Source organism: Pseudomonas alloputida, from assembly GCF_021283545.2.
GTDB classification, from domain to species: Bacteria; Pseudomonadota; Gammaproteobacteria; order Pseudomonadales; family Pseudomonadaceae; genus Aquipseudomonas; species Aquipseudomonas alloputida.
Genome location: NZ_CP128540.1, coordinates 2,654,791 through 2,677,730, shown reverse-complemented (window position 1 = coordinate 2,677,730; position 22,940 = coordinate 2,654,791). Strand labels below are relative to the sequence as shown.

Genomic DNA, 22,940 nt, shown 5'->3' with positions numbered 1-22,940 from the left:
TCCCCTTATTCCCTGCTGACTGCCAGCCGGCAGCACAGTACCAGACCGCCGTTGTCACCCGCCCGCGCCCACAGGCTGCCACCGAAGCCTTCGATCAGGCTGCGGCTCATGCTCAAGCCCAAGCCCAGGCCGTCGGCCTTGCTGGTGGTAAACGGCGTGAAGATTTCATCCAGCCGCTCGGGTGCCACGCCCGGGCCCTGGTCAGCTACCTCGACCAGGACCCCATCGCCATCGCGCGCCGCGCAGAGCAGGATACGTGACGGCCGCTCCCCCTGCTGCTCGCGATTGGCATCGATGGCATTGCGCAGCAGGTTGAGCAGCACCTGCTCCAGCAGCACCCGGTCGGCATACACCAAGGGCAGTTGAGCGCTCATGCGAAGCTCCACCTGCACCTGGTCCCGCGCGGCTTCCCAGGCGCACAGGCGCATGGCTTCGCCGGCCAGCTCGGCCACGTCCAGTGCCTGCAGGCGGCGCGGCCCCTTGCGCAGGAAGGCACGCAGACGGCGGATCACTTCGGCGGCATGGGTGGCCTGCTCGCTGATACGCTGCAGGCCCTGGCCTACCCGCTCGCGCGCCTGGGGATCACGTTCCAGGCCCTGCAGGTAACGCTGACTGGCGTTGGCATAGTTGACCACCGCGGCCAGTGGCTGATTGATCTCGTGGGCGATGCCCGAGGCCAGCTCGCCCAGGGTAGCGAGGCGGGCACTGTGCGCCAGGCTTTCCTGCGCTTCGATGCGCAAGGTGATGTCGCGGGACACGCTGACCACCTCCACCACCGCACCGGTGTAGGTCTCACGGATCGCCCGGCTGGCGATTTCGAACCAACGGTAGCCTCCTGTCGCCTGGCGTACCCGGCAGGTCATCGTGTGGTAGCCGTCCTGGTCCAGCGCGGCAGCGGCCTGGCGCAGTACCTGACGCCGCTCGCGCGGATGCAGCAGGGTATGTACAGGCATGCCACGCAGCTGCTCGGGCCACAGGCCGAGCAGGCGGTAGGCTGCCGGTGAGGCATCGAGAAAGCGGCCATCGGGGCTGTGCCGGGAAATCAGGTCGGTGGTGTTTTCGATGATCAGCCGATACAGGCGTCGGGCGCGGTTGGCTTCGCGTGCGCCATGGCGCTCTTCACTGGCATCGCGGCAGCGCCCCAGCACCTGTTGGCCCTGGTTGTCCGGCATGAACGTCCACAACACGATGCGTTCGCCGACCTGCACTTCGACATCGCTGATCGCCCGATGCTGACGCAGACAGGCACGCACCAGGGCGGCGCAATTGGCCGGCAGCCAGCGAGCCAGCTCGGGCCCTTCGGCGACCCAGGCCTGCAATGCCGGGTTGAGTGCCAGCGGGTTTGCATCACTGGTCAGCAACAGGCTGGGTTGTGGGTCTTTGGCAAGCAAGGGGTAAGCAGTGTCATCCACAGTAGGCGGCCTGTTTTTATAGTAGTTTTACTATATTGCTATAGTCGATATTCCTAATACCATAGCGACTCGCGTAAAACTGCGACAGAGGGGGCGGCCCACCGTCCGCCCCCTGCACCCTGAACAGAGCTAACAATCAGCCATCGGGGGCCAGGTGCACAGGCTGCGTCTGCCTCCCTTACAGGATTACCGCATGTCGATCTATGCCCAGGGCCTGATGCCCGCTGCCGTCAACCATGTCGCCCTCACCCCGCTGAGCTTCATCGAACGCACCGCTGCCGTTTACGGCAACTACCCGGCCGTCATCCACGGCGCCATCCGCCGCAACTGGCAAGAAACCTACCAACGCTGTCGGCGCCTGGCCAGCGCCCTGGCCGGCCGTGGCATCGGCCGTGGCGACACCGTGGCAGTGATGCTGCCCAACACCCCGACCATGCTCGAGGCGCACTTCGGCGTACCCATGACCGGTGCCGTGCTCAATACCCTGAACGTGCGCCTGGATGCCGAGGCCATCGCCTTCATGCTGCAGCATGGCGAGGCCAAGGTGCTGATCACCGACCGCGAGTTCCATGCGGTCATCGAAGGCGCTCTGGCACTGCTTGAACACCCGCCGCTGGTGGTTGATGTGGATGACCCGGAGTACGGCGAAGGCCGCGCGGTCAGCCAGCTGGACTATGAGGCCCTGCTCAACGAGGGCGACCCGGAATTTGCCTGGGAATGGCCCGATGACGAGTGGCAAGCCATTTCGCTGAACTACACCTCCGGCACCACCGGCAACCCCAAGGGCGTTGTCTACCACCACCGCGGTGCCTACCTGAACGCACTGGGCAACCAGATGACCTGGGCCATGGGCCACCGCCCGGTGTACCTGTGGACGTTGCCAATGTTCCACTGCAACGGCTGGTGCTACCCCTGGACCATCACCGCCCTGGCCGGCACCCATGTGTTCCTGCGCCGGGTCGACCCGCAGAAGATCCTGACCCTGATCCGCGAGCACAAAGTCAGCCACCTGTGCGGTGCGCCGATCGTGCTCAACGCGCTGGTCAACATGCCCGAGGCGGCCAAGGCAGCCATCGAGCACCCGGTGCAGGCCATGGTCGCCGGCGCCGCACCACCGGCCAAGGTTATCGGCGCCGTGGAGCAAATGGGCATCAAGGTCACCCACACCTATGGCCTGACCGAGGTCTACGGCCCGGTGACCGTGTGTGCCTGGCATGACGAATGGGATGCGCTTTCGCTGGAAGAGCGTGCGCGGATCAAGTCTCGCCAAGGCGTGCGCTACCCGACCCTCGACGGCCTGATGGTCGCCGACCCGCAAACCCTTCAGCCAGTACCCCGCGACGGCGATACCCTGGGCGAAATCTTCATGCGCGGCAACACGGTGATGAAGGGCTACCTGAAGAACCCTGAAGCCACCGCCGAAGCCTTCCGTGGCGGCTGGTTCCACACCGGCGACCTGGCCGTGTGGCATGCCGACGGCTATATCGAGATCAAGGACCGGCTCAAGGACATCATCATTTCCGGTGGCGAGAACATCTCCACCATCGAGGTCGAAGACGCCCTGTACAAGCACTCGGCAGTACTGGAAGCCGCCGTGGTGGCACGCCCGGATGAAAAATGGGGCGAAACCCCGTGCGCCTTCGTTGCCTTAAAGCCAGGCCGGGAGGACACCCGTGAAGCCGACATCACCAGTTGGTGCCGCGAGCACCTGGCCGGGTTCAAGGTGCCGAAGACCGTGGTGTTCGGCGAGCTGCCCAAGACCTCGACCGGCAAGATCCAGAAGTACGTGCTGCGCGACCGGGCCAAAGCCCTCTGATGCCATAGCCGCTCCCCTTCAGGCGCAGCACACGGCTGCGCCTGAAGATTCAGCGCACGCCCAACCCTCCCTTACTATTGCAAGAGCTGCCGATGACCACTTATTCCGCCCCCCTGCGCGACATGCGCTTCGTCCTGCATGACGTGTTCAACGCTTCGGGCCTGTGGGCCCGACTGCCCGCCCTGGCCGAACGCATCGATGCCGATACTGCCGACGCCATTCTCGAGGAAGCATCCAAAGTCACCGGCCAGCTGATCGCCCCGCTCAGCCGCAACGGTGACGAGCAAGGTGTGTGCTTCGACGCAGGCCAAGTCACCACCCCCGAGGGCTTTCGCGAGGCCTGGAACACCTACCGCGAAGGCGGCTGGGTCGGCTTGGGCGGCAACCCGGAGTACGGCGGCATGGGCATGCCAAAGATGCTCGGCGTGCTGTTCGAAGAGATGCTCTACGCGGCTGACTGCAGCTTCAGCCTGTATTCGGCATTGAGCGCAGGCAGCTGCCTGGCGATCGATGCCCACGCCAGCGAAGCGCTCAAGGCCACTTACCTGCCACCGCTGTACGAAGGCCGCTGGGCCGGCACCATGTGCCTGACCGAACCCCATGCCGGCACTGACCTGGGGCTGATCCGCACCCGCGCCGAGCCTCAGGCCGATGGCAGCGTGCGCATCAGTGGCAGCAAGATCTTCATTACCGGCGGCGAGCAGGACCTGACCGAGAACATCGTCCACCTGGTGCTGGCCAAAATGCCGGATGCGCCCGCCGGTGCCAAAGGCATATCGCTGTTCCTGGTGCCCAAATTCCTGGTCGAGGCCGACGGCCGTCTGGGCGCGCGTAACGCTGTCCATTGTGGCTCGATCGAACACAAGATGGGCATCAAGGCCTCGGCGACCTGTGTCATGAACTTTGACGGTGCCATCGGTTACCTGGTGGGCGAGCCGAACAAGGGCCTAACAGCGATGTTCACCATGATGAACTACGAGCGCCTTTCCATCGGCATACAGGGCATCGGTTGTGCCGAAGCCTCCTACCAGAGCGCCGCCCGATATGCCAACGAGCGCCTGCAGAGCCGCGCAGCGACTGGCCCGCAGGCACACGACAAGGCGGCCGACCCGATCATCCACCATGGTGATGTTCGGCGCATGCTGCTGACCATGCGCACCCTCACCGAAGCAGGTCGGGCGTTCGCCGTCTACGTTGGCCAGCAACTGGACGTGGCACGCTATGCCGAAGACGCTGGCGAGCGCGAGCATGCCCAGCGCCTGGTGGCACTGCTGACACCGGTGGCCAAGGCATTCTTCACTGATAACGGCCTGGAAAGCTGCGTGCTTGGCCAGCAGGTGTATGGCGGTCATGGCTACATCCGCGAATGGGGCCAGGAGCAACGGGTGCGGGACGTGCGCATTGCACAGATCTATGAGGGCACCAACGGCATCCAGGCCCTTGATCTGCTGGGGCGCAAGGTGTTGGCTGACGGTGGCCAGGCGTTGGCCAGCTTTGCCAGCGAAGTGCGCGCCTTCAGTGTAGATGCGCCCTTGCACCGCGAGGCCCTGCAGGCGAGCCTGGCGCGGCTGGAGGCCACCAGCAGCTGGTTGCGGGCGCAGGCTGGCGAGGATGCCAACCTGGTGAGCGCGGTAGCGGTTGAGTACCTGCAGCTGTTCGGGCTGACGGCCTATGCGTACATGTGGGCGCGGATGGCGGCGGTGGCGCTAGCCAAACGTGATGAGGACGACGCGTTTCATGGCGCGAAGCTTGCCTGTGCGGCGTTCTATTTCCAGCGGGTCTTGCCGCGGGGGTTGGGGCTGGAGGCGAGCATTCGGGCCGGTAGTGGCAGCCTTTATGGGCTAGAGGCCACACAGTTCTGACCGGTGGGTTGCCGACGCGCTTGTTGCAAGGGCAGCCGTGTGCTGCGAAGAGGCCTGCAAACACTGACCTCTTCGCAGCACCAGACTGCCCCGGAAGCGATTGCAGGCATCGTTTTTTGCCCGCGAAGGGTTCTCAAACACTGAAAAACCGTGGCTAATCCGACGAAAAACCGGCACAACTGATAGTCATTCGCCATTACATTGGTTCTCGGGAGCCCTCCCGCAAGGGTAGAATGCGCAAAACCCGGAGCCGCAATGAACCACGACCGCCTCAATCCCAACCCAGACGATGCCATCACCGACGCCGCAGCGCATTGGTGCATGCGCCTTCACGCCGAAGATTGCACGCAGGCCGAGCGTGAAGCATTCGCTGACTGGTTGGCGGCCGACCCGCGGCATGCCGAAGAATATCAGGCGATGCTGGAAATCTGGCAAACCGCCGACCTGCTCCCGCGCAGCGCCACCGTCATCGACTTCAACCCACCCGCCAGACACGCCGCCCGCCCTCGCAACTGGCGGCCGCTGGCGTCTGCTGCGGCCATCGCCCTGGCGGTGCTGCCGCTGGCCGGCTGGATGGGGTGGGAACAGGGCTGGTTGCCCAACCACTATCAGCACTTCGAAGCCGGTGACCGCATGCAGACCGTGGAGCTCAGCGACGGCAGCACGGTACAGCTCAACCTCCACACCGAACTCACCTTCCTCAACTACAAGGACCAACGCCAGGTCACGCTCAAGCGCGGCGAGGCGTTCTTCAAGGTGCGACACGACAGCAGCCACCCGTTCATCGTGCGTGCCGGCAGTGGCCAGACCCGGGTCACCGGCACCCAGTTCAACGTGTGGAAGTACCAGGACCAGGTGAAGGTCACCCTGGTGGAAGGTTCAGTGCTGGTGTCCAGTGAGGGCAGTGCCGGTGGCTACCGCCTTGGCCCTGGCATGCAGGCCAGCTACCACAAGGGCGACTTCGAGCCGCAGCTGGAGCAAAGCGACGACTATGGCAACAGCCTGGCATGGCGCAGCGGCAAGCTGGTGCTCGACAACCTGAGCCTGGAACAGGCGCTGCCGGTGATCAACCGCTACCTCGACGCCCCGCTGCTACTGGCCGATGCCAGCACCGGCCGCATTCGCATCAGCGGCATCTACAACACCCGGGAAGTGGGGCGCCTGGTCAACAACCTGCCCAAAGTCCTGCCGGTCTACCTGACCCGCAGCAAGGACGGCAGCACCGTGCTCAATCGCATCTCGCCGCCGCCCGGCAAGGGCTGACGCCCTCCCCGCCTTACAAGGTCATCGCTGCCAACCAGCCGAACGCCATCAACGGCAGGTTGTAATGGATGAAGGTGGGCACCACGGTGTCCCAGATGTGGTGGTGCTGGCCATCCACGTTCAGGCCCGAGGTCGGGCCCAGGGTCGAGTCCGAGGCCGGCGAACCTGCATCGCCCAACGCACCGGCAGTACCGATGATGCACACCGTAGCCAACGGGTCGAAGCCCAGTTGCACGCACAGTGGCACGAAGATCGCGGCCAGGATCGGCACGGTGGAGAACGACGAGCCGATCCCCATGGTCACCAAAAGGCCTACCAGCAGCATCAGCAAGGCACCGACGCCCTTGCTGTGGTCGATCCACTGCGCCGAGGTTTCCACCAGGCTCTTCACCTCACCGGTGGCCTTCATCACCTCGGCAAAGCCGGACGCGGTAATCATGATGAAGCCGATCATGGCCATCATCTTCATGCCTTCGGTGAACAGATCGTCGGTCTCTTTCCACTTGACGATGCCCGACAGCGAGAAGATCAGGAAACCGACCATGGCACCGATGATCATCGAGTCCAGCAACAGCTGGACGATGAAGGCTGCAGCGATGGCCAGCCCAGCCACCAGCAAGGTCAACGGGTTGTACTGCACGCTCACCTGCTCCACCTGCTGGATGCGCGCCAGGTCATAGTCACGTTTCTTGCGGTAGCTGATGAACACCGCCACCAGCAGGCCGACGAGCATGCCGGCAGCCGGGATGGCCATGGCATGGGTGACGTTGACGCCGCTCACATCGACACCCGCGCGGGCAACATTGGCCAGCAGGATCTCGTTGAGGAAGATGTTGCCGAAGCCCACCGGCAGGAACATGTACGGGGTGATCAGGCCAAAGGTGATCACACAGGCGATCAGCCGGCGGTCGATACGCAGGCGCGTCAGCACGTACAAAAGAGGGGGTACCAGCAGCGGGATGAACGCAATGTGGATGGGCAGGATGTTCTGGGACGACACGGCCACCGCCAGCATCAGGCCGATCATCAGCCATTTGACCTTGCCGCCCTTGGCGTCGCCCCGCCGGTCGATCATGCCCAGGGCGCGGTCGGCCAGTGCATGGGCCAGGCCAGACTTGGCGATTGCCACGGCAAAGGCACCCAGCAGTGCATAGGACAAAGCCACCGTGGCACCACCACCGAGGCCACCGTTGAAGGCCTTGAGCGTGCCTTCGATGCCCAGGCCGCCCACCAGCCCACCGGCCAGGGCGCCGATGATCAGGGCGATGACCACGTGCACGCGGGACAGGCTGAGTATCAGCATGATGCCGACCGCGGCGATCACTGCATTCATGGTTGGCTTACCTCATTACGACAGAAAAAAGCGCGAACTCTGAAGCAGTGGGCGGCAGATGTCAAAAGCGCCTTGATGCGGCGCGTTAACGGCGGACAAATTTAAATTGAATGTTTGAATAAAGAAAAAACGGCAGGGGCCGATATTGTGGGAGGCAGCGAGGTGCCTGGCCGGAGCGCTTTGGCACCTCTCGGCCCCACCGCAGATACAGCCATAACCCTTATTGCCAAAAAGGGATCCGCCCCCATGCCTTTGCGACAACTTTCCATCCAGTGGAAGATCACCCTGCTCGCCGGTCTCTGTCTGGCCGCTATCGTCACCTTGCTCGTCGGCCTGTCGCTGTACCGCATGGATCACAGTTCGGACCTGGTCAAGGCCAGCAGCATGCAGATGCTGACCGAGGCGGCGCAGTCGCGTATCGAGTCACAAGGTGAAGTGCAAGCGTTGAACATTCGCCGCCAGTTCATGGATGCCTACCAGTACGGCGCCGGCTTCGCCCGCCAAGTGCTGTTCCTGCGCGAGCAGGCCGAAAAGCGCTTTCTCGATGCCTTCGACCTGCGCGAGGACATGACCCGCCAGGTACGCGCCGCACTGCAAGCCAACCCCGACCTGCTCGGCCTGTCACTGGTGTTCGAGCCCAATGCCCTGGACAACAAGGACAGCCTGTTTGCCGGCAAGGCAGAATTGGGCAGCAACGAAACCGGGCGCTTTGCCCTGTACTGGTCGCAGCCACGCGCCGGCCAGTTGACCTCGATGGCCCTGCCCGAACATGACATGGCCAACACCGAGATCGGCCCCAGCGGCCAGCCGGCCAACACCTGGTGGGTATGCCCACGCACCTCCGGCAAGGTGTGCGTGGTAGAGCCGTACTTCTACGACATCGATGGCCAGCAGGTGCTGATGACCAGCATCGTGTTCCCGCTGGCGGTCAACGGCAAGATCATTGCCACCCTGTCCATCGACATCAACCTCAATAGCCTGCAGGCACTGAGCCAGGAGGCCAGCCGCAGCCTCTACGAAGGCCGCACCACGGTCGGCATTCTCACCCCGGTCGGTCTGTTGGCTGGCTACAGCGCCGATGCCAGCAAGCTGGCCCAGCGCTTCGACCAGGTAGACCCGACCAAAGGCGCCGAGCTGGTGCGCAAGCTGGCCGATGGCAAGCTGACCACCCTCCACGACCGGCAGCGCTTGAAGGTGCTGGCGGCATTCCGGCCAATCCCGGACGCCCAGCCCTGGGGCGTGCTGCTGGATGTGCCGGAAAACGCCCTGACCGGGCCGGCCGAAACCCTGAAGCAGGAACTTGACGCGCTCAATACCAGCGGCACCTTGCTGGAACTGAGCCTGGGCCTGGCCGCCGCCATTGTCGGCCTGCTGCTGGTATGGCTGATGGCCCGCGGCATTACCCGGCCGATCCTCGGCGTGGCCGCCATGCTCAAGGACATTGCCAGCGGCGAAGGCGACCTGACCCGTCGCCTGACCTACCAGAAACAGGACGAACTGGGCGAACTGGCCGGCTGGTTCAACCGCTTCCTCGACAAGTTGCAGCCAACCATCGCCGAGGTCAAACGCTCGGTGCAGGCCGCCCGAGGCACGGCCGACCAGTCCTCGGCGATTGCCACCGAAACCAGCGCCGGCATGGAGCAGCAGTACCGCCAGGTCGACCAGGTAGCCACCGCCTCCCATGAAATGAGCGCCACCGCCCAGGACGTTGCCCGCAGCGCCGCCCAGGCTGCGCAGGCGGCGCGCGATGCCGACCAGGCCACCCGCGAGGGCTTGGCGGTAATCGACCGCACCACCAGCAGCATCGGAGCCCTGGCCGCCAACATGAGCGACACCATGGCCGAAATAGAAGGCCTGGCGCAGAACAGCGAGAAGATCGGCTCGGTACTGGAAGTGATCCGCTCGATCGCCGAACAGACCAACCTGCTGGCGCTCAACGCTGCCATCGAAGCTGCCCGCGCCGGAGAGGCCGGCCGTGGCTTTGCCGTGGTCGCCGATGAGGTGCGCAACCTGGCCCAGCGCACTCAGGAGTCGGTGGAAGAAACCCGTCAGGTCATCGAAGCCCTGCAGAACGGCACCCGCGAAGTGGTCGGCGCCATGGACCACAGCCACCGCCAGGCCCAAGGTGGCGTGGAGCAGGTCGGCCAAGCCGTCACGGCATTGCAGCGCATTGGCCAGGCGGTGACGGTGATCACCGACATGAACCTGCAGATCGCCTCTGCCGCCGAGGAGCAAAGCGCGGTAGCCGAGGAAATCAACAGCAACGTGGCGACCATTCGTGATGTCACTGAATCCCTGTCTGGCCAGGCCAACGAGTCGGCGCGGGTCAGCCAGTCGCTGAACAGCCTGGCCAACCAGCAGCAAGCGCTGATGGACCAGTTCCGCGTCTGAAGCGAACGGGGCCACGCCAGTGGCCCTGAAACTGACAAAACCTCGTCGTCTACACTTGCCCCACTGCCAAGGTGTGGCGAACGACGAGGTTTACATGAAGAGCATTTCAACGCTGCTGGCCGGGCTGCTGTTGACGGTGGGTTTGGCCAGCACCGACAGCGCCGCATCGGCAGAGCAACCTGCGCCTATCCATTTTGGTGCCATCGGCTGGGAAAGCGGCGCCCTCACCACCGAGATCCTGCGCCTGATCGTGGAGCGCGGCTACGGCTACCGCACCGACACCCTGCCTGGCAGCACGGTCAGCATGGAGGTGGCCCTGGCGCGCAATGACCTGCAAGTGATCGCCGAGGAATGGGCCGGGCGCAGCCCTGCCTGGGTCAAGGCCGAACAGGCCGGCCAGGTATTCGCACTGGGCGATACGGTCAAAAATGCAGAGGAAGGTTGGTGGGTACCGGCCTATGTGATCGAGGGCGATGCCGCACGCAACCTGAAGCCCGTGGCGCCTGAGCTGCACAGTGTCGAGGACCTCAAGCGTTACCCGCAGGTATTTTCTGACCCCGAATCGCCCGGTAAAGGGCGTTTTCTCAACAGCCCAAGCGGCTGGACGTCTGAAACCGTCAACAGCCAAAAGCTCAAGGCCTATGGCCTGGATGGCCTTTACAACAACTTCCGCAGTGGCTCCGGCGCCGCGATGGACGCCGAGATCGGTTCGGCAATCCGGCGCGGCAAACCTGTGCTGTTCTACTACTGGAACCCGACCCCGCTGATGGGGCGCTACAAGCTCATCCGGCTGGAAGAACCCCCGTTCGATGCCCAGGCCTGGGCCACCCTCACCGACCCCGCCAACCCCAACCCGAAAGGCAGCCGCTCGCTGCCGGCAAAGTTGTCGATTGGCGTGTCCAAAGCCTTTCGCGAAAACTACCCAGACCTGGTCAGCGTGTTCGAACAGGTAGACCTGCCCATCGATCGCCTGAACAAGGCCCTGGCCGTCATGAGCGAAAAACGCACGCCCCCGCGCGAAGCCGCCCTGACCTTCCTGCGCGATAATCGCGAGGTGTGGAAAGCCTGGCTGCCGGCGGACATCGCCGCCAAGGTCGAGGCCAGCCTGTGAGCAGCGGTTTCCCGCAGACCCTGCAGTTTTCCTTTGCCGACAGCATCAACCGCCTGGTCGACTGGTTGGTATTGAACTACGGCGACCACCTGCGCAGTTTGTCTGACCAGTTGCTGCAACTGCTGGTCGGCCTGGAGAACCTGTTGCGCCTGTTGCCTTGGTGGCTGTTGTTGTTGCTGGTGGGTCTGCTGGCCTGGCACGCCAGCCGCAGCCTGCTGCGCAGTGCCGTGCTGGTCGCGCTGCTGGCCCTGATCGGTATGCTCGGGCTCTGGGACAAGTTGCTGCAGACCCTGGCCCTGGTGCTGGTCAGTACCGGTTTGTGCGTACTGGTGGGTGTACCACTGGGCATCCTGCTGGCCGCCCGGCCACTGGCCAGACGGCTGCTGTTGCCGGTCCTCGATGTGATGCAGACGCTGCCTGCGTTCGTTTACCTGATCCCGGTGCTGATGCTGTTTGGCCTGGGCAAGGTGCCTGCCGTGTTCGCCACGCTGATCTACGCCCTGCCGCCGCTGGTGCGGTTGACCGAACTGGGCCTGAGCCAGATCGACCCCTCGTTGCTGCAGGCCGCACACGGCCTTGGCGCAAGCCGCTGGCAGCGGTTGCGGCGCATCGCCCTGCCCCTGGCGCTACCAAGCATCATGGCCGGGCTCAACCAGTCGGTCATGATGGCCTTGTCGATGGTGGTCGTGGCGTCGATGATCGGCGCCCGTGGATTGGGTGAAGATGTGCTGGCGGGAATCCAGACCTTGAATGTTGGCCAAGGGATGGAGGCCGGGCTGGCAATTGTCGCCCTGGCCATGGTGATCGACCGGATCAGCCAGGCCTATGGGCGTAGCAGTCGCTGAGCCGTATCGGCAAGGCCTGGAAGCAGCCTTGTGCTGCGAGAGGGCCGGGCCTGACAATACGCCTCTGTCAGCTGAGAACCGGACCTCAACCGCATGTCCCTGAAAGCCCTGCGCACCTTGGTGACCATCGCCCGCCACGGCACCTTTGCCCGCGCCGCCGACCTGCTCAGCCTCACCCCCTCGGCGGTCAGCCTGCACATCAAAACCCTCGAAGACGAACTGAAGGTGACCTTGTTCGACCGTAGCCGCAGGCAGGTGGTACTGACCGAAGCTGGCCAGTTGGCGGTGGCCCGCGCCGAAAGCCTTCTGGCTGCCTATGACGAACTGGCCGATGCCCTGGCCAGCGGCCCAAGCCTGCGCGGCCGCTTGCGCCTGGGGGCGATCCACACGGTGCTGGCGCGGCGTTTGCCCAAGGCGCTGGTGTGGATCAAGGCCCATCACCCGCAGCTACACATCAGCGTGGCCTCGGGCATGTCGGCGGAGCTGGCGCGGCGCGTGGAAGACGGTGAGCTCGATGCAGCGATCACCACCGAACCGGTCAGCCCTTACCCGCAGAACCTGGACTTCACACCGCTGTTCGAGGACCGTTTCTGGGCCATTGCCAGCCCTGAGCTGGCCGGGTATAGCGTGCCGCAGTTGCTGGCCAGCCAGCCATTCCTGCGCTTCGACAAGCGTGCCTGGGCCGGCCGGCAGATCGAGCAGGAACTACGCCGCCAGCAGGTGCAGGTGAGCGAACTGATGGAACTGGACAGCCAGGAAGCCCTGGCGCGCATGGCGGTGATGGGCCTGGGCGTGGCAGTCATCCCCATGGCGGATGACGACCTGCAACGCTTGCCACCCGCCACCTGCCTGCCGTTTGGCGAGCCGCAGCTGACCCGGCGGGTGGTGTTGCTGGAGCATGAAAAAAGCCAGCGGCGGCATTTGAGTGCGGTGTTGAAGACCGCCCTGGAAGCCTGACACCAGGCTACTCCAAAGCGCGATCTGCACCCACCAACATGCATTTTTCCTCAACGGTCACTCAAGAAAACAACGTTTTTACAGATTGATCCGCCCCCGTAGTCTGTGCACGTACCCGACCACGGAATGCTGACCATGCTGCACTTGCTGCTGACCACCCTGCTCCCCATCATCCTGCTGATAGCGCTGGGTACCTTCCTGCGCCTTCGCGGTTTTCTTGCCGAGAGCTTCTGGCCTGGCGCCGAGCGCCTGAGCTACTACGTCCTGCTGCCGTCGCTGTTCCTCCATGGCCTGGCCACTGCCAACCTCGATGGCATACCGGTGCTGGGCATGGCCGGCGCACTGATGCTCTCGACCCTGGCCGGTGCCGTATTGCTGATGCTGTATCAGGGCGCGGCGAACCATGAGGGTGCCGACTTCACTTCGGTGTTTCAGGGCGGTATCCGCTTCAACAACTACATCGGTGCCACCCTGGCTGCGGGCATCTACGGCAGCGCCGGGATTGCCCTGGCGGCGGTGGCCAACGCTGCCATCGTGCCCTTGGTCAACCTGCTCTGCGTACTGGTGTTTGCCCGCTTCAGCGCCCGTCACAGTTCGCCCGCCACGGTGCTTCGGGCGATCTTCGCCAACCCGTTGATCGTCGGCTGCGCAGGGGGGCTGGTGCTACGGGCCACGGGGCTGGGCTTGCCGGCCGGTATCGACGCCACGGTCAAGGCCTTGGGCCAGGCCGCGCTGCCGCTGGGCCTGCTGTGTGTCGGCGCTGCCCTGGGGGGCGCCAGCCTCGGCCAGCAGGTACGGCCGCTGATGGCAGCATCGGCGTTCAAGTTCCTGGTCATGCCACTGACCACCTGGGGCGTTTGCCGGCTGTTCGGCCTGAGTGGCCAGGCAGCGGTGGTGGCGGTGTTGTTCCAGGCGCTGCCAACCGCTTCGTCGTCTTATGTCATGGCCCGGCAAATGGGCGGCAATGCGCCACTGATGGCTACCCTCATCGCCCTGCAGACCGTGGCTGCGGCCGCCACCCTGCCTTTGGTATTAATGCTTACGCTTGGCTAGACTGAAATTCTGCCCACTGCCTGGTAATGTGCCCATGCGCCTTCACTTGATGCTGATCGGCTTGACCTCGGCCCTGCTCGCAGGCCCCCTGTACGCCGCTGACCCGGCCAAGGCCGCCGTTGCCGAGGACAAGGCCGCAGTGCTTGAAGAAAAGGTCGTCGAAGATGCGCCGCCCCCCAGGAAGGCAGAGAAACTGACCCCAGGCGAAACGCAGGCAGTGGACCCGGCTGGCCAGGCGCCGCTGGATGACAGCATCACCTGTCTGGCACGTACCATCTACTGGGAAGCCAAGGGCGCCGACGCCAAAGACATGACCGCGGTGGCCAGTGTGGTGCTCAACCGCCTGGGCCACGATGGCTTTCCCGATACCATCTGCGCGGTAGTCAAACAGGGGGTGGAGACCAAGGCCTGTCAGTTCTCATGGTGGTGTGACGGGCGCCCGGACCAGGTGGAGGAACCGCAACGCTACGACGTTGCCAAAGAGATCGCACGCAAGGCACTCAACCAGCAGTTGAAAGACCCCACCGGCGGTGCGTTGTACTTTCACGACCGCACGGTGCGCCCCGACTGGGCGAAGGCTTATCGCAAGACCGCGCAGACCACCCACTTCCTCTTCTACAAGCCGAACCAGACGTTGGCCCATTGACACGCAAACAGCTGACAACGCTGGCCCGATGCGAATGACTGGCACCTGACCGCACTTTTCCACTGGCCTGGGGTCTACTCCCTCTTTTGCCGCCAGTAACGATTGCCGGTGTTTTCATTGCCTTGCACGACCTCGGGCCAAAAGCCCCGGGCTTGTGTAGGATGAGCAGCGCACACCACGACGCTGCCAGTCATAGGGAGATCCACATGCGCGTCCTGACATCCGTTGTCGCCTTGTCACTGGGCCTGGTCGTTTCGACCGGGGCGCTGGCAGCCACCGGCGAAGAGGCGCAGTTGATCGATTCGATCAATGTCTACCGCAGCAAGGCCCAGCCCTGCGGTGGCGAGGCGTCGTTGGAACTGCCGCCGCTCAACAGCGACACACGCCTTGCGCTGTCGCCAGAGGGCACCCGCGACCTGCAACAGGCCATGACCCGCGCCGCCTACCCCATGGTCAGCGTCCAGGCCATCAGCCTGTCGGGGCCACGCGACGCACGCGCCGCCATGCATGCCATCGAGGAAAGCTTCTGCCAGGTGGTGCTCGACCCGCAATTCGTCGATATCGGCGTCAGCCAGGAGGGCCGCGACTGGCGCATCGTGCTGGCACGGCCGCTGCTCAGCGGCCGCCTGGGCGACTGGCAGGCCGAGGGACAGAAGGTGCTGCAGGAGGTCAACGCCGCGCGCAAGGTGCCACGGCAATGCGGCGGCCAGCCGTTTGCCGCCGCCCCGCCACTAAGCTGGAGCACAGTGCTGGCCGGGGTCGCCGCCAACCACACTCGGGCCATGGCCAACCAGAACTTCTTCGACCACATCGACAAAGATGGCCGCACACCCGGTGACCGGGCGGAACTGGCCGGGTACCTGTACCAGCAGATCGGCGAAAATATCACCGCCGGGCGTGACACCGCGCAAAAGGTCGTCAACGGCTGGCTGGACAGCCCAGGGCACTGCGCCACGCTGATGAATCCGGACTTCCGTGAACTGGGCGCTGCCTATGCGATAGACCCCAAGAGCGATGCAGGGATCTACTGGACAGGGTTGTTCGGGACGCCGCAGTAGATCACGTGAGCGGGTAATGACCTGCACGCAACTGCAGGGCCGTACACCCAAACCGACGCCGCACGCACTTGCCAAGGTAGCTGGCATCACCCAGGCCCACCTCATCGGCAATCTGCGCCAGGCTGTGGCTGGAGTTGAGCAAACGCCAGCGCGCCTGCTGCAAGCGCATCTCCAGCCACCAGGCCTTGGTGCTCATACCGTGGCTGGCCTGGAACTGCCGGTCCAGTTGACGCCGGCTGATGCCCAGTTCTGCGGCCAGCTGCTCCACGGCCAACGGCGTGCCCAGGTGATGGCGCATCAGTGCTTGCGCCCGCTGCACCTGGCGCCCCTGACAAGCACCCAGCTCCAGCGAGCGCAAGGCGTGACGGCTGTCGCGGGTCTCGTCCACCAGCATGTCAGCCAGCCCTTTGAGCGCACGGGTTCGCCCGCAAGCGCGTGACAGTAGTGCAACGGCCAGATCTATGGCGGCGGTGCCACCGGCGCACGTGATGCGGTTGCCATCGATGCAGTACAACTGCTCGCGCAACAGCTGCAACTGCGGAAACGCAGCACGAAACTCGGCTTCGTGACGCCAGTGCACCACCACTTTGTGCCCCTGCAGCAGGCCGCAGGCAGCCAGCAGGAAGGCGCCATTGTCGACCCCCACCAGCTTGACACCCGCCTTGGCGGCCTGCCTGAGTAACGCCTGGTAACGTGGCGCCAGCGCCGCGGTGGCCATGGCACTGCGACCGCCGAACACCACCAGGTAGTCGAATAGGTCAAGGTCGAGCTGATCGGCAATGGCCTCGACCTGCAGCACCGCGCCACTGCTCGACGGTACCGGCTCGAGGCTGAGCCCCGCCACCATCCAGCTGCAATAGCGTTGTTGGCTGTAGTCCTCGTCGTCGGCGCTGAAGCGCAATTTGTCGAGAAAGGCGCCAAACGGCAGCAAGGCAAAATCCGGTAACGGCATGATCAGCAAGCGGATGTCGAGCGGCATGAAACCACGTCCAGAAAAGACCCTTTTATGACCAGATAATACTCTTTCAGCGTGAGCGTTGCGCCATAGACTGTCGCCCTCTCTCGACCAAGGCAGTTTTCAACATGGCACTGGACACCTGGCTCATCTACCTGCTGGCCAGCATCGGCCTGTCGCTGACCCCGGGGCCCAACAGCCTGTTGGCGTTGACCCATGGCGCGCTCTATGGCGCACGGCGAACGCTGTTCACCATCGTGGGCGGGGTCTTGGGTTTCAGCGCCCTCATCGCCTTGACCATGTTCGGCCTCAGCGCACTGCTCCAAACCTCGGCGGCAGTGCTGAGCGTCCTGAAGTGGGTGGGTGGGGCTTATTTGATCTGGCTGGGCATTCAACTATGGCGCAGTCCAGGCCTGCAGCTGGAACTGACCGCGCACAGCGCGCGGCTGGGCAATGCCGGGCTGTTTCGCCAGGGCCTGCTTTCGGCCATGGCGAACCCCAAGGTGCTGCTGTTCTATGGTGCCTTCCTGCCGCAGTTCATCGACCCACAGCGAGGGCTGGTGCTGCAATTTGCGGTGATGGCCGCGACCTTTGCCAGCGTCGAGTTTCTGGTCGAATACCTGCTGGCGCGCCTGGCGTTTCGCATTCGGCCATGGCTGGCCAAGGGTGGCAAAGGTTTCAATCGCTGCTGCGGGAGCCTGTTTGCCTTGATTGGTTTGGCGCTGCCGCTTGGCCGATAGCGGGCCCGCGAACACGGGCGAAGCCCGTGCCCTGCACCGCGTAACGGTTCAACCCCGGCGTGCTTTGAGTAGAAACACAACCAGCGCCACACCCGGCAACCCCGCCCCCACCAGTGCCACGCCTTGCCAGCCAAACTGGCTGAACAGCGCACTGGCCACCGCCGACCCCAGCGCCCCGCCGAGGAAGATGCTGGTCATGTACACCGCATTCAGCCGCCCGCGGCTGGCCGGGTCCAGTGCGTACACTTCACGCTGGCCGATGACCATGTTCATCTGCACCGCAAAGTCCAGCAACACGCCGGTAAGGCCCAGGCCAATCACGCTGTAACCCGGCACTGTCAGCCCCAGCAACAAGGCCGCCGGCGCCAGCAAAAGCGCCAGCAGCGAAGCGGCGCGGGCATGCCCGGCATCGGCCAGGCGGCCGGCCAAGGGCGCAGCTACGGCGCCCACCGCGCCGACAAGGGCGAACACGGCGATCTGGCTTTGTGACAGGCCATGCTCCCCGGCAAGCGCCATCGGCACTGCCGTCCAGTAAAGGCTGAACGCTGCAAACATCAATGCCTGGTACAACGAACGCTGACGCAACAGTGGATAACGACGCAGCAGTGTGAGCAGCGACAGCATTAGCCCGGTATAGCTGGCTTTGTGCTCGGGCCGCCGCTGCGGCAAGGTCAATGACAGCAACAGGATGATCGCCAGCATTACCCCGGCGGCGCCAATGAACACCGCACGCCAGCCGAAGTGGTCGGCCACCACGCTCGACAGCGGTCGCGCCAGCAGGATGCCCAGCAACAAGCCGCCCATGATGTTACCGACCACACGACCACGCTGCTGTTCCGGCGCCAGATGCGCCGCCAGCGGGATGAGCATCTGCACCGACACCGAACTGAAGCCGATCAGCAGTGCGTAACCCAGGAACAGCTGCCCCTGGCCACTGCTGCTGGTGCCTGCCAGCAGTAGACTGACGCAGGCCAGGACCGCGGTGGCCACCATCAGGCGGCGGTTCTCCAGCAGGTCGGCCAGCGGTACCAGCAATAACAGGCCCAGGGCATAGCCCAGCTGAGTGAGGGAAACGATCAGGCTGGCATGCTCGGTGGACAGCCCCAGGTCCGGGGCGATCAGCCCGACGATGGGCTGGGCGTAGTAGATGTTGGCGACGATCGCGCCGCAGCAGAACGCCAGCAGCACTACCAGAGCCCGGCTCAGGCTGGCGGCTGCCGGTTGCGCTGTCGCAAGGTAGGGGTTCATGCGAAGTTCCTCGACAAGGGTGGGGTATATGCCGGCCACCTTACCCATGGACGTCAGCACCGAGAATCCGGCGGTGGCGCAATGCGGCTTTGCGCACTGCGCAACACTAGTGACCGTGTATGAGCAAATTTTCGCAAAAGTCGATGAATGCGTTTACCCGCCGTGAGCCCCGGTGGTTGGGCATATACAGGGCGTTGATGCTGCTATTGGCTGCGCCAGGACTGGCCTGCCAGTCGGGGAATATTCGCTGCAGGCGCCCTGCCAACACATCCTCGCGTACCAGCCAGTCGGCCAGCAGTGCGATACCACTGCCTGCCAGTGCCGTTTCACGCAACATGTCGGCATTGGCGCTGCGCAGTGGCCCACTTACGTCCAGTTCCAGGCTGTCCTGGCCACAGGTCAGGCGCCAGGGGCGCGCTTTCTGACCATAGCGAAAACGCAGGCAGGCATGGTCAAGCAACTCCTGGGGATGCTGCAGTGGCTCACGCCCGGCCAGGTAGGCCGGGCTGGCCACCAGCCAACGCTGAAAACCGCCGAGCCGGCGGCACACCAGCTCGTCATTGGGCGAGGGGTCACCCAGGCGAATCGACAGGTCATAGCGCCCGTCAAGCAAGTCGTCCAGGCGGTCGCTGAGGTCGATGTCCAGTTCCAGTGCCGGGTGCTGCGCCAGGAATGGCCCCAGGTGCGGGGCGATGACCCGCCGGCCGAACTCCACTGGCAGGCTCAGGCGCAGTACACCCACAGGCTCCTCGCCGCGATCGGCGATGCTGGCATCCGCCTCGTCCAGTGCTTCAAAAATGCCCCGTGCCCGCTGGTAGTAACGGGCGCCAGCCTCGGTCAGGCTGACCTGGCGCGTCGAGCGGTTGAGCAAGGTGGCGCCCAGCGACGCTTCCAGGGCATCGACCAGACGTGTCACCGACGATGTCGCCAGCCCTAGCCTGCGCGCGGCAGCAGAAAAGCCTTGGGCATCGACAGTGGCCACGAACATTTTCATCGCCAGAAGCTTGTCCATGTTCAGCCCGTCTTCCAAAACTCGGAAAGTTCTTACAAACAGCCGGGCGGGTCAAGCCGCGCGCGCCAAGGCGATTGCGTCCATAGTGGAATCCACCCATTTCCAAGGAGGCTTACCATGACCCTGAACAACCTGCTGACCGCCCTGCCGCCCTGCGACCCCGCCAGCGCCGAACGTGTCGACGAACTGCTCAGCCGCCCTGGCATCCGCGTGGAGCGTATCGTCTCCAGCGGGCAGGCCAGCCCACCCGGCTTCTGGTACGACCAGGCCGAAGGCGAGTGGATCATGTTGCTCAGTGGTGCTGCCGCCCTGCGTTTCGAGCACGAGCACCACACCCGCCTGCTGGCGCCGGGCGATTGTCTGGACATCCCCCCGCACGACCGCCACCGCGTGGAATGGACCGCGCCCGGCACGGCCACCATCTGGCTCGCGGTGTTCTATAGCAGCAGCACCCCATGGCCTGCCTGAAGGGGCCATGCCTGCCCGTGCACAAGGCGCAGTTGTCCCGTCGCCGTGCAAGGTTGGGCTTACGACCAAAGCATGAATACAAATCGAAGACGCGTCATAAACGCCTCGTTCAATGCGTTTTTCAGCACCTTATCTATACTTTTGGCCACATCTTCGTAAGTTCAGCCCTGCGACAATCAGCCTCGCTCAATTATGTACCAACTTGTTAATTAGCAAGCTAAGGGCTTAAACTGCGCGCATTCCACCTGCTGAGATCCCTGGCATGAAAGAAACACCGCGCGCCTCTGGCGCCACAAACTTCATCCTGGTCGGCCTGGGCGTGATCATCGCCCTGCTCGGCCTCCTCCTCGCTGCCGGCGGCGTCAAGCTCGCCGGTCTGGGCGGTTCCTGGTACTTCCTGATCGGCGGCTTGGCCATGGCCATCGCCGGTGTCCTCATTGCTCGCCGCAAGAAGGCGGGCGCCTGGCTGTATGCCGTGTTCCTGGTCGGTACTGCCATCTGGGCACTGATCGATGCGGGCCTGGTGTTCTGGCCGCTGTTCTCGCGCCTGTTCATGTTCGGCGCAATCGGCATGGTCGTGGCGCTGGTCTACCCGCTGCTGGCGCGTGCCAACGGCGCCAGCGCCGGCCGCGGTGCCTACGGCGTCGCCGGGGTAATGGCCGTGGTACTGGTGGTCGCGGTCGGCAACATGTTCGTTGCTCACCCAAGCGTCGCGCCCACCGGCAAAGGCCCGGGCATGACCCCGGTCGAAACCGGCAAGGAACAGAAAGACTGGGCCCACTACGGCAACACCGAAGGTGGCAGCCGCTTCGCCGCGCTTGACCAGATCAACCGGGACAACGTCAACAAGCTGAAAGTGGCCTGGACCTACCAAACCGGCGACGTTGCAATCAGTGACGGCAACGGTGCCGAAGACCAGCTCACCCCGCTGCAGATCGGCAGCAAGGTGTTCATCTGCACCCCGCACAACAACCTGATCGCACTCGATGCCGACACCGGCAAAGAGTTGTGGAAGAACGAAATCAACGCCCAGTCCAAGGTCTGGCAGCGTTGCCGTGGCATGGCCTACTTCGACGCCACTGCCGCCATCGCCCAGCCAACCCAGCCGAACAGCTCGCCGATCACCGGCGTTAGCGTAGCGGCCGGTGCCAACTGCCAGCGTCGCCTGCTGACCAACACCATCGACGGCCGCCTGATTGCCGTCGACGCCGACACCGGCGAGTTCTGCCAGGGCTTCGGCAACAACGGCCAGGTCGACCTCAAGGCAGGCCTGGGTGATGTCCCGGACTCCTACTACCAGCTGTCCTCGGCACCGCTGATGGCCGGCACTACCGTAGTGGTCGGCGGCCGTGTTGCCGACAACGTCCAGACCGACATGCCAGGCGGCGTGATCCGTGGTTTTGACGTGATCACCGGTGAAATGCGCTGGGCCTTCGACCCGGGCAACCCGGAAGACCGCCAGGCTCCGCAGGGCGACAAGACCTACGTGCGCAGCACCCCGAACAGCTGGGCACCGATGTCCTACGACCCGGCAATGAACACCGTGTTCCTGCCGATGGGCTCGTCCTCCACCGACATCTACGGCGTTGAGCGCAGCAAACTGGACCACACTTACGGCGCTTCGGTGCTGGCTTTGGACGCCACCACCGGCAACCAGAAATGGGTGTTCCAGACCGTGCACAACGACCTCTGGGACTTCGACCTGCCCATGCAGCCAAGCCTGATCGACTTCACCAAGGACGACGGCCAGTCGGTGCCTGCGGTGGTGATCGGCACCAAGGCCGGGCAGATCTACGTGCTCGACCGCGCCACTGGCAAGCCGCTGACCCAGGTCGACGAAGTACCGGTCAAGCCAAGCAACATCCCGAACGAGCCGTACTCCCCAACCCAGCCCAAGTCGGTGGGCATGCCACAGATCGGCGCGCAGACCCTGACCGAATCGGACATGTGGGGCGCCACCCCGTATGACCAGCTGCTATGCCGCATCGACTTCAAGAAGATGCGCTACGACGGCCTGTACACCGCGCCGGGTACCGACCTGTCGCTGAGCTTCCCGGGTTCGCTGGGTGGCATGAACTGGGGCAGCATTTCTACCGACCCGGTACATGGCTTCATCTTCGTCAACGACATGCGTCTGGGCCTGTGGATCCAGATGATCCCGTCGCAGAACAAAGGTGGCGCGGCTTCCGGTGGCGAAGCACTGAACACTGGCATGGGCGCGGTACCGCTCAAGGGCACCCCGTATGCCGTGAACAAGAACCGCTTCCTGTCGGTCGCCGGCATTCCATGCCAGGCACCGCCGTTTGGCACCCTGACCGCCATCGACATGAAGACCCGCCAGGTGGCCTGGCAGGTGCCGGTAGGCACCGTTGAAGACACCGGCCCGCTCGGCATCCGCATGCACCTGCCGATCAAGATCGGCCTGCCAACCCTTGGCGGCACCCTGTCGACCCAAGGCGGCCTGGTGTTCATCGCAGGTACCCAGGACTTCTACCTGCGCGCCTACGACAGCAGCAACGGTAACGAAATCTGGAAGGCTCGCCTGCCCGTGGGCAGCCAGGGCGGCCCGATGACCTACGTCTCGCCGAAGACCGGCAAGCAGTACGTGGTGATCACTGCTGGCGGCGCCCGCCAGTCGACTGACCGTGGCGACTATGTGATTTCTTACGCTCTGCCGTAAAACCGCGTCGCCTGCTTCGCGGGCAAGCCCGCTCCTACAAGGCCCCTGTAGGAGCGGGCTTGCCCGCGAATGCCCCTCAAAGACAACCCG

General features: G+C 64.2%; 18 protein-coding genes and 1 pseudogene. 14 read left to right on the top strand and 5 right to left on the bottom strand.

Features of this window, described 5'->3' with window-relative positions; translation table 11 throughout:
* Window positions 1-5 precede the first annotated feature (5 nt).
* Window positions 6-1,412: a sensor histidine kinase gene (locus tag LU682_RS12245; protein ID WP_010954407.1), complete on the bottom strand. Its 1,407-nt coding sequence runs from the start codon at window positions 1,410-1,412 to the stop codon at window positions 6-8.
* 193 nt (window positions 1,413-1,605) lie between these two features.
* On the opposite strand from LU682_RS12245, the gene LU682_RS12240 reads away from it, so the two are divergent.
* From LU682_RS12240 to LU682_RS12230, 3 genes are all read left to right on the top strand, one after another.
* The gene (locus LU682_RS12240) at window positions 1,606-3,228 is read left to right on the top strand and encodes an acyl-CoA synthetase (protein ID WP_010954408.1); all 1,623 of its coding nucleotides are present in this window, start codon (window positions 1,606-1,608) and stop codon (window positions 3,226-3,228) included.
* A gap of 92 nt (window positions 3,229-3,320) precedes the next feature.
* The gene (locus tag LU682_RS12235; RefSeq protein ID WP_010954409.1) at window positions 3,321-5,090 is read left to right on the top strand and encodes an acyl-CoA dehydrogenase C-terminal domain-containing protein; all 1,770 of its coding nucleotides are present in this window, start codon (window positions 3,321-3,323) and stop codon (window positions 5,088-5,090) included.
* Between the two features lie 255 nt (window positions 5,091-5,345).
* On the top strand, window positions 5,346-6,353 hold the full coding sequence (locus LU682_RS12230) for a FecR family protein (protein WP_010954410.1): 1,008 nt from the start codon (window positions 5,346-5,348) through the stop codon (window positions 6,351-6,353).
* A gap of 13 nt (window positions 6,354-6,366) precedes the next feature.
* Here the strand turns inward: LU682_RS12230 and LU682_RS12225 are convergent, their stop codons facing one another.
* Window positions 6,367-7,686, bottom strand: coding sequence for a Na+/H+ antiporter family protein (locus LU682_RS12225; protein ID WP_010954411.1), 1,320 nt, complete (start codon window positions 7,684-7,686; stop codon window positions 6,367-6,369).
* Window positions 7,687-7,932: 246 nt separating this feature from the next.
* Here LU682_RS12225 and LU682_RS29975 point away from each other — a divergent pair.
* The 8 genes and pseudogenes from LU682_RS29975 to LU682_RS12190 form a co-directional block, all read left to right on the top strand.
* Window positions 7,933-9,171: pseudogene (locus LU682_RS29975) on the top strand (methyl-accepting chemotaxis protein); the annotation flags it as partial.
* 150 nt (window positions 9,172-9,321) lie between these two features.
* Window positions 9,322-10,077: a methyl-accepting chemotaxis protein gene (locus tag LU682_RS29970; protein ID WP_241792063.1), complete on the top strand. Its 756-nt coding sequence runs from the start codon at window positions 9,322-9,324 to the stop codon at window positions 10,075-10,077.
* Between the two features lie 94 nt (window positions 10,078-10,171).
* On the top strand, window positions 10,172-11,188 hold the full coding sequence (locus LU682_RS12215; protein WP_010954413.1) for an ABC transporter substrate-binding protein: 1,017 nt from the start codon (window positions 10,172-10,174) through the stop codon (window positions 11,186-11,188).
* Complete coding sequence (locus tag LU682_RS12210) at window positions 11,185-12,033, top strand: ABC transporter permease (protein ID WP_049587118.1); 849 nt, start codon at window positions 11,185-11,187, stop codon at window positions 12,031-12,033. Before LU682_RS12215 ends, LU682_RS12210 begins: the two co-directional genes overlap by 4 nt.
* A gap of 93 nt (window positions 12,034-12,126) precedes the next feature.
* Window positions 12,127-12,990 carry a LysR family transcriptional regulator gene (locus LU682_RS12205; protein ID WP_003247790.1) on the top strand — a complete coding sequence of 288 codons (864 nt, stop codon included), beginning with the start codon at window positions 12,127-12,129 and terminating at the stop codon, window positions 12,988-12,990.
* Between the two features lie 135 nt (window positions 12,991-13,125).
* A complete protein-coding gene (locus LU682_RS12200; protein ID WP_049587120.1) occupies window positions 13,126-14,043 on the top strand; it encodes an AEC family transporter in 918 nt (305 codons plus the stop codon).
* Between the two features lie 34 nt (window positions 14,044-14,077).
* Window positions 14,078-14,689 (top strand): cell wall hydrolase, encoded by a 612-nt coding sequence (locus LU682_RS12195; protein WP_049587121.1) that lies wholly within the window; start codon window positions 14,078-14,080, stop codon window positions 14,687-14,689.
* A 206-nt stretch (window positions 14,690-14,895) separates the two neighbouring features.
* Complete coding sequence (locus LU682_RS12190; RefSeq protein ID WP_010954417.1) at window positions 14,896-15,747, top strand: CAP domain-containing protein; 852 nt, start codon at window positions 14,896-14,898, stop codon at window positions 15,745-15,747.
* Window position 15,748: 1 nt separating this feature from the next.
* Here the strand turns inward: LU682_RS12190 and LU682_RS12185 are convergent, their stop codons facing one another.
* Entirely contained in the window at window positions 15,749-16,726 is a 978-nt protein-coding gene (locus LU682_RS12185) for a GlxA family transcriptional regulator (RefSeq protein WP_010954418.1), read from the bottom strand.
* A gap of 104 nt (window positions 16,727-16,830) precedes the next feature.
* On the opposite strand from LU682_RS12185, the gene LU682_RS12180 reads away from it, so the two are divergent.
* The gene (locus LU682_RS12180) at window positions 16,831-17,442 is read left to right on the top strand and encodes a LysE family translocator (protein ID WP_010954419.1); all 612 of its coding nucleotides are present in this window, start codon (window positions 16,831-16,833) and stop codon (window positions 17,440-17,442) included.
* 48 nt (window positions 17,443-17,490) lie between these two features.
* On the opposite strand, the gene LU682_RS12175 is transcribed toward LU682_RS12180, so the two are convergent.
* Window positions 17,491-18,690: an MFS transporter gene (locus tag LU682_RS12175; RefSeq protein WP_010954420.1), complete on the bottom strand. Its 1,200-nt coding sequence runs from the start codon at window positions 18,688-18,690 to the stop codon at window positions 17,491-17,493.
* A 106-nt stretch (window positions 18,691-18,796) separates the two neighbouring features.
* The gene (locus LU682_RS12170; protein WP_010954421.1) at window positions 18,797-19,702 is read right to left on the bottom strand and encodes a LysR family transcriptional regulator; all 906 of its coding nucleotides are present in this window, start codon (window positions 19,700-19,702) and stop codon (window positions 18,797-18,799) included.
* A gap of 117 nt (window positions 19,703-19,819) precedes the next feature.
* On the opposite strand from LU682_RS12170, the gene LU682_RS12165 reads away from it, so the two are divergent.
* Window positions 19,820-20,170 carry a cupin domain-containing protein gene (locus LU682_RS12165; protein ID WP_003247774.1) on the top strand — a complete coding sequence of 117 codons (351 nt, stop codon included), beginning with the start codon at window positions 19,820-19,822 and terminating at the stop codon, window positions 20,168-20,170.
* Window positions 20,171-20,432: 262 nt separating this feature from the next.
* A complete protein-coding gene (locus LU682_RS12160) occupies window positions 20,433-22,850 on the top strand; it encodes a glucose/quinate/shikimate family membrane-bound PQQ-dependent dehydrogenase (RefSeq protein ID WP_010954422.1) in 2,418 nt (805 codons plus the stop codon).
* Window positions 22,851-22,940: the final 90 nt, after the last annotated feature.

Excerpts from the sequence above, each read along its gene's own strand:
- LU682_RS12175 (WP_010954420.1), bottom strand. The coding sequence starts at position 18,690 with ATGAACCCCTACCTTGCGACAGCGCAACCGGCAGCCGCCAGCCTGAGC.
- LU682_RS12170 (WP_010954421.1), bottom strand. The coding sequence starts at position 19,702 with ATGGACAAGCTTCTGGCGATGAAAATGTTCGTGGCCACTGTCGATGCC.
- LU682_RS12185 (WP_010954418.1), bottom strand. The coding sequence starts at position 16,726 with ATGCCGCTCGACATCCGCTTGCTGATCATGCCGTTACCGGATTTTGCC.
- LU682_RS12180 (WP_010954419.1), top strand. The coding sequence starts at position 16,831 with ATGGCACTGGACACCTGGCTCATCTACCTGCTGGCCAGCATCGGCCTG.
- LU682_RS12190 (WP_010954417.1), top strand. The coding sequence starts at position 14,896 with ATGCGCGTCCTGACATCCGTTGTCGCCTTGTCACTGGGCCTGGTCGTT.
- LU682_RS12225 (WP_010954411.1), bottom strand. The coding sequence starts at position 7,686 with ATGAATGCAGTGATCGCCGCGGTCGGCATCATGCTGATACTCAGCCTG.
- LU682_RS12160 (WP_010954422.1), top strand. The coding sequence starts at position 20,433 with ATGAAAGAAACACCGCGCGCCTCTGGCGCCACAAACTTCATCCTGGTC.
- LU682_RS12240 (WP_010954408.1), top strand. The coding sequence starts at position 1,606 with ATGTCGATCTATGCCCAGGGCCTGATGCCCGCTGCCGTCAACCATGTC.
- LU682_RS12205 (WP_003247790.1), top strand. The coding sequence starts at position 12,127 with ATGTCCCTGAAAGCCCTGCGCACCTTGGTGACCATCGCCCGCCACGGC.
- LU682_RS12165 (WP_003247774.1), top strand. The coding sequence starts at position 19,820 with ATGACCCTGAACAACCTGCTGACCGCCCTGCCGCCCTGCGACCCCGCC.
- LU682_RS12215 (WP_010954413.1), top strand. The coding sequence starts at position 10,172 with ATGAAGAGCATTTCAACGCTGCTGGCCGGGCTGCTGTTGACGGTGGGT.
- LU682_RS29970 (WP_241792063.1), top strand. The coding sequence starts at position 9,322 with ATGGAGCAGCAGTACCGCCAGGTCGACCAGGTAGCCACCGCCTCCCAT.
- LU682_RS12200 (WP_049587120.1), top strand. The coding sequence starts at position 13,126 with ATGCTGCACTTGCTGCTGACCACCCTGCTCCCCATCATCCTGCTGATA.
- LU682_RS12235 (WP_010954409.1), top strand. The coding sequence starts at position 3,321 with ATGACCACTTATTCCGCCCCCCTGCGCGACATGCGCTTCGTCCTGCAT.
- LU682_RS12230 (WP_010954410.1), top strand. The coding sequence starts at position 5,346 with ATGAACCACGACCGCCTCAATCCCAACCCAGACGATGCCATCACCGAC.
- LU682_RS12195 (WP_049587121.1), top strand. The coding sequence starts at position 14,078 with ATGCGCCTTCACTTGATGCTGATCGGCTTGACCTCGGCCCTGCTCGCA.